Annotated in this window: 10 protein-coding genes; 3 read left to right on the top strand and 7 right to left on the bottom strand. The window is 34.5% G+C overall.

What is annotated here, in order from left to right:
- Positions 1 to 74 precede the first annotated feature (74 nt).
- The 3 genes from ACO5V7_RS00435 to ACO5V7_RS00425 all read left to right on the top strand — a co-directional run bounded on the left by ACO5V7_RS00435 (position 75) and on the right by ACO5V7_RS00425 (position 8,168).
- The gene (locus ACO5V7_RS00435) at positions 75 to 3,647 is read left to right on the top strand and encodes a PD-(D/E)XK nuclease family protein (protein ID WP_485484635.1); all 3,573 of its coding nucleotides are present in this window, start codon (positions 75 to 77) and stop codon (positions 3,645 to 3,647) included.
- Positions 3,644 to 7,339: a helicase-exonuclease AddAB subunit AddA gene (addA, locus tag ACO5V7_RS00430; protein WP_485484634.1), complete on the top strand. Its 3,696-nt coding sequence runs from the start codon at positions 3,644 to 3,646 to the stop codon at positions 7,337 to 7,339. The genes ACO5V7_RS00435 and addA overlap by 4 nt, the downstream gene beginning before the upstream one ends.
- Positions 7,340 to 7,541: 202 nt before the next feature.
- The gene (locus tag ACO5V7_RS00425) at positions 7,542 to 8,168 is read left to right on the top strand and encodes a DUF624 domain-containing protein (protein ID WP_485484633.1); all 627 of its coding nucleotides are present in this window, start codon (positions 7,542 to 7,544) and stop codon (positions 8,166 to 8,168) included.
- A gap of 85 nt (positions 8,169 to 8,253) precedes the next feature.
- On the opposite strand, the gene phnE (ACO5V7_RS00420) is transcribed toward ACO5V7_RS00425, so the two are convergent.
- The 7 genes from phnE (ACO5V7_RS00420) to ACO5V7_RS00390 all read right to left on the bottom strand — a co-directional run bounded on the left by phnE (ACO5V7_RS00420) (position 8,254) and on the right by ACO5V7_RS00390 (position 13,864).
- Complete coding sequence (gene phnE, locus ACO5V7_RS00420) at positions 8,254 to 9,063, bottom strand: phosphonate ABC transporter, permease protein PhnE (RefSeq protein WP_485484632.1); 810 nt, start codon at positions 9,061 to 9,063, stop codon at positions 8,254 to 8,256.
- 12 nt (positions 9,064 to 9,075) lie between these two features.
- Complete coding sequence (gene phnE, locus ACO5V7_RS00415) at positions 9,076 to 9,894, bottom strand: phosphonate ABC transporter, permease protein PhnE (RefSeq protein WP_485484631.1); 819 nt, start codon at positions 9,892 to 9,894, stop codon at positions 9,076 to 9,078.
- Positions 9,881 to 10,645: a phosphonate ABC transporter ATP-binding protein gene (gene phnC, locus ACO5V7_RS00410; RefSeq protein WP_298649522.1), complete on the bottom strand. Its 765-nt coding sequence runs from the start codon at positions 10,643 to 10,645 to the stop codon at positions 9,881 to 9,883. The genes phnE (ACO5V7_RS00415) and phnC overlap by 14 nt, the downstream gene beginning before the upstream one ends.
- Before the next feature lie 72 nt (positions 10,646 to 10,717).
- The gene (locus ACO5V7_RS00405) at positions 10,718 to 11,782 is read right to left on the bottom strand and encodes a PhnD/SsuA/transferrin family substrate-binding protein (protein ID WP_485484630.1); all 1,065 of its coding nucleotides are present in this window, start codon (positions 11,780 to 11,782) and stop codon (positions 10,718 to 10,720) included.
- A gap of 250 nt (positions 11,783 to 12,032) precedes the next feature.
- Complete coding sequence (locus ACO5V7_RS00400) at positions 12,033 to 12,884, bottom strand: L-ribulose-5-phosphate 3-epimerase (protein ID WP_485484629.1); 852 nt, start codon at positions 12,882 to 12,884, stop codon at positions 12,033 to 12,035.
- Positions 12,874 to 13,563 (bottom strand): L-ribulose-5-phosphate 4-epimerase, encoded by a 690-nt coding sequence (locus ACO5V7_RS00395; RefSeq protein WP_298649530.1) that lies wholly within the window; start codon positions 13,561 to 13,563, stop codon positions 12,874 to 12,876. The genes ACO5V7_RS00400 and ACO5V7_RS00395 overlap by 11 nt, the downstream gene beginning before the upstream one ends.
- A 13-nt stretch (positions 13,564 to 13,576) precedes the next feature.
- Positions 13,577 to 13,864 carry a PTS sugar transporter subunit IIB gene (locus tag ACO5V7_RS00390; RefSeq protein WP_298649580.1) on the bottom strand — a complete coding sequence of 96 codons (288 nt, stop codon included), beginning with the start codon at positions 13,862 to 13,864 and terminating at the stop codon, positions 13,577 to 13,579.
- Positions 13,865 to 13,891: the final 27 nt, after the last annotated feature.

Below are 13,891 nucleotides of genomic sequence, written 5' to 3'. Positions count from 1 at the left end.
TTTTTTTATTGCAATAATTAGCCGTATTTGTTCGATTTCATGATATACTAAAGAAGACTTTAAGTGGAGGGAAAATGATGGGATTTAAAGCTGTAATTTCAAAAAAATCAATCAATAAATCAAAGATGATTGCTGAACGTTTTTCAAAATGGTTTAAAGAAAAAGAAACACACCAAGTGTTCTATATCGTTCCAGATCATATTAAATTTACTGCTGAAATGGAAATGATTCGAAATGTCGGGGAGTTGTTAACGAATTCAAGTAATCGAAGTTACGCTTCTACGAGACTACAAGTTTATAGTTTTAAACGTTTATTATGGTACCTCCTTCGTAATGAAGCTATTACAGAAAAGCTCTCCCTTTCAAAGGTAGGAATTACAATGCTTTTGAAATCCATTTTGGAGGAGCATTCTGACGAACTACTACTCTTTAAAAACGAAGCTCGTCATAAAGGGTTTCTTGAACAATTAAGCACTGTCATGCATGAACTCCAATCTGGAGGTATTGAAGTAGAGGATTTTTCAAGCTTTTTTGAAGCAAGCAATCCAACCGAGAACGAGCAACGATTAAAAGAATTTGGAATTATTTATCATTACTATACGAACGCATTAAAACAAGATTTTATTCACCAAGAAGAAAGTTATGCCCAGTTATGTAGTGTCATTGCTTCTAAACATTTATCCAATACCTTTATTGTGATTGATGAAATGGTGACGTTAACGAAGGCTGAAATGGAAGTAATTGAAGCCTTAGTAGGAAGTGGGGCAACCGTTGAATTTCATGCAACGTTAACGACATATGGGGTCCATACCGCTAAAAATGAGGCAGGGGATTCATTATTTACTTCAAACAGAATTCTTTTAGAAAGACTCTCAAGATGGGTGAATAGAGGAGAGGACTTAGCACGCATCATCGAATGGGAAAATACAGAATCTCTCTTTGATGAAGAATTTAAAGAGGTGGAACACTTCTGGCTGGAAACAAATGGTGGACTTCCAAAGGTGAAAAGAACACCAGAACAAAAAATTCCATTACAAAAGATTACTTTTACTAAATATACGGACGAAAGAGAAGAGTACCAAGAAACTTTTGCCCAAATTAAAAGAATGGTGCAAACTGGAAAAGTTCGTTACAAAGATATCCAAATTTTAGGACGTAATTTAGAAGAAAATCATCTATTCTTAAAATCACTTTTAAAACAATATGATATTCCTGGATTTATCGATTTGTCAGATTCTATGGAGCATCATCCAATCATTCAAGTACTAGATGCGCTTTTTGCTATTCGGCAATATGATTGGCGTTATGCCGATATTATGAGTCTTCTTCGCAGTGAATATGTCTTATGGAATAAAGACGAGGAAACACCACTTAGGGAGCAATTACAAATCTTTAGACAACAATTAGACGAAACAGAAACGGTTATTCTTGCCAATGGTTATGAAGGTTATAAATGGACGAACGGAAAACCATGGGCGTATGTGGAAGAATCAATTGATGAAGATTCTAAAATGGAATTATCAGATAAAAATACTCAAGTTTTACTAAAAGCGGAGCAACTTCGGGATGAATTAACAGGTGTATTACTACCTGCATTCAAGAAACTAGAAAAAGCAGCTACAACGAAAGAAGCTCTTACTGTTCTGTATCAATTACTATCGACTTTAGGCGTAGATAAATCCGTTATTTATTGGAGAGATATTGCTGCTGAAGATGGCGACGTCGAAACAGCTAGACGTCAAGAACAAGTGTGGTCTGAATTCATCCGTTTATTAGATGAATATATCTATATTTTCGGTGATAAAAGCTTTGATTGGGAAACCTTTATGATGTTACTTCATACTGGTTTTGAACAAACACACTATAATTTAGTACCTTCAACATTAGACGAATTGACGATTACAGGAATGGATTCTGTTCGTTATACACCAAAGAAAATCACTTTTGCAGTGGGACTAACGCAAGGTGTAATGCCACGTAATATTGATGAAACGGGACTACTAACGGACGATGAACGTGAATTATTCTCAAATCATTTAGATAGTGGACGTTTCCTAGCTCCTACAACAGGACAATTACAATCTGTTGAACCATTCGTGTTCTATCAGTTACTCATGAGTACAACAGAGCATCTTTATTTATCTTGTGCCATTTCTAAAGATGGTAAGGAGCAACTCGTTTCAAATTTTGTTCAACGATTGCAAAAACAGTTTGAAATTGAAGAAATCGATGGGTCGTTGAACCGACAAAACCGCTTAGAACAAGGTGATTTTGTTGTTCCATTTGAACTCTTTACAACCCTTCTATTGAAGATGAGAGAAAACAAATTTAAAGAAAAAGAAGAGATTGATTTCTTGTGGAAATTAATTCCGAATTTATTAAAGAATGATGTAGAGTTTAGCGCAAACTATTACGCGTTACTTGCATCTATCTTTAGATTGAACGTAGCAAGTAAATTGCCACTTTCTCTTGCGCAAGAGCTTTATGGAAATCAATTAAATTTATCAACGTCTCAAATTGAAACGTACTATAAAGATCCTTTTAGTCATTTCTTACAGTACGGATTAAGATTGAAAGAACGCCAAGAATTTGAGCTTTCTCCAGCTAATACTGGGGAATACTTCCATGAATTCTTCGATCAGTTTATTAAAGAGTTAAATGCTCTCGGATTATCTTTAAGAGACTTAACGACAGAGCAGAAGATAATCATTGAGAAAGAAATCTTCAACCGAATGAAAGACAATCCAAAATTTGCGATTTTAGCCTCTTCTAGACGTTTAAACTTCATCCAAGGATTGTTACACCAAACCTTAACACAAACAACCAACGCGCTTCAAAAACAAGCTTTAGCGTTAGAGACAAAACCATGGATGACAGAAGTAGTATTTGGAACTTCAGGAAACTATCCTATTCATATTCCAATTGGCAAGAATCAGTCAATTCATTTACGTGGGAAGATTGACCGTATCGACTTATTGCAGTCAGATAATAGAATCTATAACGGAATTATTGACTATAAATCTTCTGAACAAAAATTCGAAATCGCTAAACTCATTGCAGGGGTTCAAATTCAACTGTTAACGTATTTGAAAGTATCAGAAGAAATCATTCGAGGAGAAAAAGGCGTAATTCCAACACCACTAGAGGCAAGCTATATTCACGTTCATAATCCAAAATTCAGTGTTAAAGAAGTTCTAACAGAGGAGAAATTTAACCAAGAATGGATTAAAGCGTTTAAACACCGTGGAGTAATCAATTCTGATGAGATTGCTAGACTTAATCCGGAATTAGTTGAAACAAGTAAATCAAATGTATTAAATGTCGCTTTGAAAAAAGACGGAGGCATTAGTGCAACTTATAAAAATGGCGTTTATACGACAGAAGAATTGAAGTTATTCAAAGATTTCGTATGGGAAAAGATTCAAGAAGCAGGTAAAGGAATCCTATCTGGAGATATTACACTAGCTCCTTACGAGGACTTTAAACAATATGCAGATTCTGTATCTGGTAAATTTAGTAGTATTGCACAGTTCGATGCTACAAACCCAGAAAACAGATATCGAACTCTTCCTAAATTTGATAAAGAAGAGGGGATTACATTTATTCAATATGAATTACAAGAGAAGAAAGGAGAGACAGAAGAATGATTCCAGAGAAACCAAAAGGATTACAAGCAACACCTGATCAATGGAAAGCGATAGCTACTCGTGGGAACAATCTTCTTGTTTCTGCCTCAGCTGGTTCAGGGAAAACAAAAGTTCTTGTAGAACGGATTCTCATGCATATTCAAGAGGGGATTGACATTAATGAATTGCTAGTAGTGACGTTTACAGAACTTGCAGCAAAGGAAATGAAGGAGCGTCTTCGTTCTAAATTAGAAGAAGCGATTGAGAAATCAACGGATGAAGTTCTTCAGCAACGTTTCGCTAAACAATTACAACTGATTCCGTCTGCTATGATTTCAACGATTCATAGTTTCTGTATGAAAGTGATTCGTCGTTATTTCTATTTAGCAGGGATTGACCCCGTATTTACGATGATGGATGAAATTGAAGGGCAACTTCTGCAAGAAAAGGTATGGAGAACGTTGGAAGAAGAACTTCTTGAACAACCAGAATATGAAGAAGTATTTGCAACGTTCTCAAGCGACCGTTCAGACGACGGTATCACCAATACTGTTTACCGTCTATACCAATATTCTCGTTCTAAAAGAGAACCTAAAACATGGTTATCTCATTTAACGCAGAACTATGCTGTAGGAACTGATTATGCTTCAACACCTTTCGTAAAAACGTATGTGAAACCAGCATTAATCGAAGAGTTAATATACCTTGTTACTCAATATGATCAACTTCTTAAAGAAATTGAACTGCTTGGAGCACCGAAGCATCAAGCTGTTCTAGAAGATGATTTAGATTTTGTTAAAGCTGTTCTGGTGCATATCCAAGAAGAATCCTATGTTTTTACATATCAGACATTTGCAGACAGAAAATTCAAAAATTGGTCCACAGCTAAAGTGGATGAATCGGTTAAAGATAACCTTGACGATATTAAAGCAATCCGTGAAGGGCTAAAAAAAGACTTCCAAAAAATCAAAGAAGATTACTTTGCGATTTCGCCAGAAGTTCAGCTTCTACAAATGACGAAAGTGAATCGAATTCTATCGAAGCTATCAGATATTGCAGTGATGTTCTATGACCGTTTCCAGGATGAAAAGCATCAGTTAAATAAGCTCGATTTCTCAGATTTAGAGCATGATACTTTGAGAATTTTGACGAAATTGGATCAAAATGGGTTAAAGATTGCCTCAGAATACTATCAAAATCACTTTAAAGAAGTCATGCTGGATGAGTATCAAGACGTTAACCGCGTTCAAGAAGCTATTTTAGAGCTCGTAAGTAAGCCCGATAACCGTTTTATGGTAGGTGACGTAAAACAATCTATCTACGGCTTCCGACTAGCAGACCCGTCTCTTTTCCGCGAAAAATACGAAGCATATGCAGAAGGAAAGAGTGGAGAGCGAATCGTCCTAGCGGAAAATTTTCGTTCTAGAGATGAAGTTCTTTCCTTTACGAATAAGGTATTCCAACAAATTATGAATAAAGAGTTGGGAGAAGTAGAATATGACAATGTCGCTGCACTTAAAACTGGAAATCTCTCTTATTCTCACGATGACGACAAAACAAGTGAAATCATCCTTATTGAAGATGTTGATTTGAAAGAAAACTCTGAAGACATCGAAGAAGCTGAAGGGTTCGAAAAGGTAGAAAATGAGATTCATTATGTTGCACAACGCATTCAAGAGATGATAAAGACTCCTTTTGAAGTGATGAATGATAAGGCAGACGCAAAACGTCCCGTAAATTATGGAGACTTTGCTATTCTTTCATCTACAAAGAGTAACAATGATAAGATTGAATCGATTTTTACAGCATATGGGATTCCAGTGAACATTCAAAAGGCGCAATCGTACTTTAAACGTACTGAAATTACGACAATGGTTTCTTTACTAAAAGTGATTGATAATCCATTACAAGATATTCCATTAGTTGCTGTATTACGTTCTGGACTGGTTGGATTAGACGAAATCGCTTTGGCTCACATTCGTATAGTATCTAAAAATACAAGTTACTATGAAACGCTTTGCCAGTTTGTTTCTAAATTTGAACTTCAAGAAGTCGATTATTATGATTCTAAGCAACAATTAGAGCTTAAAGAACATCTAGAAAGCTTTTTAACCTTATTAAATAAATGGAGAGACAGCGCTAATAACGAATCCATCGCTCAGTTAATCTGGGAAATTTATATGGATACGCATTACTTGGAATATGTTCATGGACAATCAAACGGTGTGCAAAGAACTGTAAACTTGCATGCGTTATACGAGCACGCTCATCAGTATGAATCAAGTAGTTTTAAGGGCGTTCGTAACTTTATTCGTTTCATTGAAGCTCTTCAAAAGAAAGAAAAAGATTTAGATGAAGCGCCAATAGCAACGGATTCAAACGTTGTACAAGTGATGACAATTCACGCAAGTAAAGGGTTGGAATTCCCAGTTGTATTCTTAATCGATACCAATCGCAAATTTAATATGCAAGACTTAAAAGCATCTATCATGTGCTCAGATGAGATTGGTGTAGGTACGAATTACTTTGATTTAAGCACACGCATTACGTATCCAACCGTTCAAGCGGTAGCCACACGAAACTTCGAGAAGAAAAAATTACTATCTGAAGAGATGCGTAAATTATATGTAGCCATGACTCGTGCACGTGAAAAGCTAATTATTGTAGGTACTATTAAAAACTACGAGTCATTTAAGAAGAAGTATGCTTTTTTAACGAATGAATCTAGTGAAATCTTACCGTATCAAGCACGATTCAAAAGCAGTACATTTCTTAACTGGATGCTACTGAGTGCTATTCGTGAACAATACAAGATTACTCCTGAAATTATTGCGAAAACTGATATTGTATCGAACAGCAAACAATATATCCATGAAATCAGTGGTAAGGTAGTTTTCCAAGAAGATTGGCATGAATATTACAGTGAGGCCGAATCTCCACGTGAATTGAAGAATCGAGTACAAAAAATGCTACAAACCATTCAACAAGATTACCAGTTTGACGTTGAAAGCAAGACAACAAGCTATCAAAGTGTGTCTGAATTAAAACGTGTACTTGAAGATCCAATCATCGAAGAATTATCACAAAATAGCTTGATAGAAGAGGGGAGAAGAGCAATATACCTCTCTCCTACATTGAAACAACCACGCTTTATGGAAACTACTTCAACAACTGTTACTGGAGCCCAAAGAGGTAGTGCTCTCCATTTATTAATGCAGAAATTAGACTTTAGAAGTGAAATCACACTAAATTCATTAGAACAATTACTCAGAAGTTTGGTTGAATCTAATGAAATTACACCAGAAGTTGCTGCGAAAGTTCCATTGACGCAAGCGTACGAATTCTTCCAATCAGCATTCGGTCAATGGATTGTGCAAAATTCACATGCTTTAGTACGTGAGCAAGCATTTTCTTATGTATTAGAAGCAAACAATTTCTTTAGATCGATTCAGACAGATGATTTGATGATGATTCACGGGATAATTGATGGTTATATCGAATTAGACGATGAGATTATTGTATTTGATTATAAGACAGATTATGTCGTAGATTCTACAGAAGGAATTCAAAGCATTGTCCGTAAATATAAAGACCAATTGAATATATACGCCGATGCATTAAGCATTAGTTGTAACAAAAAAGTTACAAGAAAAGTTCTATGTTTATTATCAATTAACAAGAATATAGATATCGATACAATAAAAGCTATATAAATGATTATGCGCTCAGTGTTACTAATAAACGCTGGGCGTATTTTGTTGATGATGGAGGATACATTAATTTTTGATACATAACTTAGTATAATATATATTATGTAAACCTATATGAATCTAAAATAGAATAAGAAACATCATTGCATTTTAAAGCACCTCAAAGTATACTATTAAAGTAATTAATTATTAAGGATGGTCTCTCATGCAATATAATCAAGACAGCAAGTTTTGGCATTTCGCTACATTAGTTGCTGATTTTATTTTATTAAATCTATTATTTATCGTTCTATGTATACCTGTTGTTACGATTGGTCCAGCAGTTTCTGCCTTAATTCATACAACGCTTAAACTTTCTGAGGATGAAAATCGAACTATTATCAAACCTTTCTGGAATGAATTTAAACGTGATATCACTAAAAAGATGGTCCTATGGATTGTGTATTTAGTTTTAATCGCTGCTATGATATATATGGCTCAATTCTACTGGAATTTTGCGAATAACAACGTTGATTTATTTAGAACATTTGGTTTTATGTTATTTGTTTTATCAGTGTTGATTTTAGTAACAACTATTGTAGCTTCAATTATTGGTCTTGCAATGACGACTAAATATTTCAGTCCAATTAAACGTCTTATCAAGAACAGTTACTTACTCATTATTGTAATGCCATTTCAATCGCTTATAATGGCTTCGGCATTCGTCATTACAACTATTTTCTTTATTTATCAAACAGTTCCTGTTTTTTTATTCTTTTTAGTAATCGGATTTGCTGGTTTAGCTTATACTTTTGCATCATTAATTCGTGAATTTTTCACAAAAGTAAAATGATATGATTTAATATATATAAATATATGCAAAAACGACTTACAGAAATGCTCTGTAAGTCGTTTTTTTGTTATTTAATAGATAATCATTAACCACGTGCTAAACGTGTACGAATCTTAGTAGATACAAATTCAATGAATAATACTAAAATGATTAATCCGCAAAGAATGGCCCCTACTTCATTCCATTTATAAGCACTCATTGCAAACATTAAAGGAGAACCGATACCACCGGCACCAACCATCCCTAAGACAGTCGCATCTCTTAAATTCATATCAAAACGATAAATAACCGTTGAAATGAAAGATGGAATTAATTGAGGAAGGATTCCAAATCGTATCTTTTGATAAAAGTTACAACCACTAGCATCTAAAGATTCTAAAATCTTGTAATCTAAGTCTTCGATTGCTTCGATATATAATTTAGAAATCATTCCAATTGATGCTACAGACATTGTTAAAAGACCTGTAAATGCTCCTGGACCAGTCACACGAATAAACATTAATCCATAAATTAATGTTGGAACTGTCCGGATTGCCATAATTAATGTACGAAAAACTAATGCTACCGGCTTTGGAAAGATATTTGTTGAAGATAAGAATGCAAATGGGATTGCTAAAATTGATCCTACTAAAGTTCCTAAAAACGCAATACAGATTGTTTCTAACAATAAGTAAGCTACACCTTTATTTGTTTTATCGAATAAAAGTGTTGTATCAGGAGAGAAAATACCTTTAATAATATTTTTAGAAATTTCTGCACCATTTTCAGGTACTTTACTTAATTCAATGGTCGTACCAGACCAAGTAACAAGTGTTACAAGGATTAAAACAACCATTAATTTTACAATCCAAGTACGAGGAGATTTTTGATATTGATTTAAAACAGCTTCATTCATTTAAGTCCCCTCCTACGCTAATTTAGTACGTAAATAATAACTAATACTTTCGATCATGACTACAGTAAAGAAAAGAATCACTAGAATCATTCCGACGTTGCTATATTCACGCCAACCTAAGTTTTCGTTTAAAATAATTCCTATACCACCAGCACCTACATAACCAAGAATAGAAGCGTATCTCACATTCCCTTCAAAGCAATATAAAGAGGAAGCTATATAACCTGGTAAGATTTGCGGAATAATAGCACTTGAAAAAGCTTTTCCTTTTGTCGCTCCCAAGGCTTCGGCAGCTTCGAAAGCCCCCATATCAACCGTTTCGATTTGCTCGTATAGTTGTTTACCACAATAAGCAAATGTATATGTTGCAATTGCAAACGTACCTGCAAGTGTTCCTAATCCGAAGATATATGTGGCAATTAATGCAGTCACTAGTGTCGGTAATGTACGTACAACACTTAAAAATAAACGACTTAAGCTAATTATAAATTTATTTTTTACAATGTTACTAGAAGCAATAATGGCAAAAGGAATCACTAAAATCGATCCTAGTAATGATCCTAATAATGACATTTTAATCGTATCAATTAATGGCGACCAAATAGAACTAGAATATTCCCAATTTGGTGGAAACATTCTACCAATCATTACAAAGAATTGTCCACCACGTTGCATAAGCGTTTTTAAGTTAAATCCCGTTACTTTAGCAGCGTAATACATTGCCACAAGAAGCAAAATCGTAATAATAATTGCTTTCGAACGTGGTTCTTTTACCGTAGTCCCGTTCTCTAGTGTATATTCCTTTGGTGCAAAGAGTTTACTTAGTTTCATTCAACCCCTCCACCTTTCCTTTGTAGATTAAATCTAAGACTTCAGGTGTTACTTCGGAACTAGGACCATCATACACGATTTCACCATCTCTAATCCCTAAAATACGATCTGCGTATTCTAAAGCTAATTCAACGTGGTGAATATTTAAAAGGATTGAAATATTCATCTCTTTATTAATTCGTTTAAAGTCTTCCATAACGCGTTTAGCTGTTACAGGATCTAGTGCTGCTACTGGTTCATCGGCAAGAATAATTTCTGGATTTTGCGCTAATGTACGAGCCAAGGCAACACGTTGTTGTTGACCACCTGATAACTGATCCGCCCGAATAAATGCTTTATCAACAATTCCGACTTTATCCAATGCTTCTAAAGCATGTAATTTTTCTTTTTTTGTATAAATTCCAAATAATGAACGGAAGAATGGAATGTCTGGTACTATGGACGTCAATACGTTCTTAATAACAGTTGTTCTAGTTACTAAATTAAAAGATTGGAAAATCATACCTACTTTATTTCTACGAAATTTACGTAAAGATTTTCCTTTTAACTTACTTACATCAGTACCATCAACCGTTAACTTTCCTTCGCTGATATCAAGCATTCTGTTAATCGTACGAATAAGAGTAGACTTACCAGCTCCTGAAAGTCCAATAATGGAAACAAACTCTCCTTGTTCAATTTCTAAGTTAATATTTTTAAGCCCCTTAACCCCATTAGGATAAGTCTTTGATACGTTTTCGAATTTAATCATGTCATTGCCTCTCTCTCAAAAAAGGGTCAGGAGAAATATCCTAACCCTCATTTGATCTTCAACTCAAATTTATTAGTTACCTGATTTTAATTTTTTAAGTAATTTTTGTGCTTCACGTTCTTTATCGTAGTCACTTGAATTAGCTTTCTTATAACCTTTATGAGAGTAAATTTTGATAATTTCTTTACCTTCATTTGTTTTAGCGATATTGATCATCGCGTTAGCGAAAGCTTCTTTAAATGCCTCGTCAACGATTTGAGAAGATTTACTTACTGAAATTGTGTCATTGTAAATATCTGGTGTTACACCGATAACATTGGTTTCTTTGAAGATATCTTCTGAACGGCCATAATCACTTGTCCATTTTTTAGCATAATCATTACGAACGTCAGCATATCCAACCATGATATCAATTTGACCAGAAGCTAAACGCGCTGCAGAGCTTGCATAAGAGTCTGATTGAACAACGTTTTGAAAATCAGAAATACCTTTACCATATTTTTCTTGTAACCATAACGTTGGGTAAATATAACCTGATGATGATGAAGTTCCTAAAACTCCCCATTTAGCAGAATTTAACTCTTCCCAAGTTAATTCCTGACCACTATTGATTTTTGCAGCCAATTCTTTCCCTTTTTCAGTTGGACCTGCAATAATTAACCCTTTATAGGATGTAGCTTGTTCAGTACCACGACCTGTTTCTTTTCCATCATTCCACTCTTTTGGATTAGTAGAATCTTTTAATAAATTATCACGAGTAGCCGTTAATAATACATCTACTTCTTTGTCGTACAAAACATAAGTCCCACCAGGTAAGAATCCAATATCTGCACTACCTGATGCTAATGCTTCACCTACAGCGTCAAAACTTGTACCTACAGAGATATCTACATTTTTAACATCGTAGCCTTCTTTCGCTAATTCTTTCTTTAATAGTTCTTTTAATGGTTCTGTTGTTGTCACAATTGTTTCAGGATCACGAGATGGTACAAATGCTATTTTTAAACTTTCGATTGTTTTCGAAGCGTTTTGACTTTGACTTTGATTTGTGTCAGAACCTGAATTACTAGAACATCCTGCTAATAAAGCTAATGATGATAACCCAATTGCTAATTTAGACCAAAAAGACTTTTTCATAAAAATATATCCTCCTAAGATACGTTTTGTTATTAGAAATTAAGATTTTCTTAACCCTCTTACTATCATACAAGACACATACGTAAATTGCAACAAAAAAACGATTAAAAATAAAGTTTTTTCTTACTATTTTCGAATTATTTTTAAATATCATTCTATGAAAACGCGTAATTTACGAACTATAAAAAACGAACGTTCGTTAATTAAGGTAAAAAAGAAACCTTCCTAGCAAAGGAAGGTTTCTTTTTAACTATTTATTTGGAAAATAAGATCTCAAAAACTTATTTGCGAATTTAATATCCTCTAACCAATTTTCTTGACCTACATACCAGAATTCACCAGTGAATCGATTTACTCCGATTGACAAGAAAGTATCAACCATACGTTTGAAATCGATTTGGCCAGTACCAAAAGGAATTTCACGGTAATGTCCAGGGATTGTTTCTTTTAAGTGAGCTGCAACAATATGCCCTCTTCCTAATTCGATATCTTCATAGACATTTTTCGCACCAGGTTCTAATGATGCGTTCATTAAGTTACCTGAGTCTGGATATACTTGTAAGTATGGAGAGTTCACTAATTCAACAAAACGCATTGACTTTTCTACAGTGTTCATAAACGACGTTTCCATTGTTTCAAACCCTAGAAGAATTCCCTTTTGAGAAGCCATTTCAGTAGCTTTCTTAAGGTTTTGAATGAAGTAATCAAGTGTTACCGCATCTCCTTCTTCATAGTAAACATCGTATCCAGCTAATTGAATCACACGAACACCTAAATCGTCTGCTAGTTGAATCGCTTTTTCCATGATTTCCAAGCTACGTGTGCGAGTAGCTTCGTCGTGGGAACCAAATGGATATTTACGGTGGCCACTTAAGCACATTGAACGAATTGGAACACCAGTTTCAATCATATCATTTACTAATTGTTGGCGTTCTTCTTTTTTCCATTCTAAACGACTTAATTTTTCATCAGTTTCATCGATACTGATTTCTAAAAAATCAAATCCAGTTGCTTTAACTGTTTCTAACTTTTCTCTAAAACTAAGTGTGTTTGGCATTGATTTTTCATACAAACCAAGTTCATAAAACTTTTTATTGTCCATAGTAAGCATTCGCTCCATGTTTTCTTAAATAGTGTTTATCTAAAATTGTTTGTGACATTGGCTTCATACCAGGATTTAAAGCAAGGTTATGCCAAGCCATGTTTGCAACGTATTCTAATACAGTGATATTGTGTACTGCATCCATTGCGTCTTTACCCCATGCAAATGGTCCATGGTTAAATACTAAAACAGCTGGAATCGCATTTGGATCTTTATCTTGGAAAGTCTCAACGATCACTTTACCTGTTTCTAACTCATAAGCACCTTTAATTTCGGCTTCTGTCATTTCACGAGTGCATGGAATAGTTCCGTAGAAGTAGTCCCCTTGTGTTGTACCAAATGCAGGAATTTCTTGTCCTTGTTGAGCCATTGTAGTTGCCCATAGAGAGTGAGTATGCACTACCCCATTTACATCTTTAAAATTACGATAAATTTCTAAGTGAGTATCTAAGTCAGAAGAAGGTTTTAGAGCTCCTTCTACTTTATTTCCGTCAATATCCACAATAACGATATCGTCAGCAGTTAGTTTGTCATAGTCTACACCAGAAGGTTTGATTGCAATAACTCCTGCTTCGCGGTCGTATTCTGACACGTTCCCCCATGTAAAAATCACTAATCCATGTTTAGGTAATTCTAAGTTTGCTTCAAATACACGTTGTTTTAATTGTTCGTATGCCATTATAGAACCTCTCTTATAGTCCTAAAGCTTCTGAAATTTTTTCAGTCATTTCTTTTTCAGATAATAAGTTTTGTAAACCTACAATTTTAGTGTTTGGTAAATCTAAACCATCAAATACTTCTAATAAAGCTGATGAGATAACAACCATATCATAGCCTTTAGCTGAAGATTTTGCTTCAGAAACGGCACAGTGATGAATTTCCAATGGAATATCTAATTTTCTGAATACGTTTGTTAATTTCATTTTGATGATTTGGCTTGAGCCCATTCCGCTTCCACATGCTGCTAATACTTTCATAATTTACATCTCCTTATATTGTTAGAGTAT

The organism is Granulicatella sp. (assembly GCF_057274575.1).
Note: the sequence above shows the minus strand (reverse complement) of the source record. Positions and strands in the feature narration are given on the sequence as shown.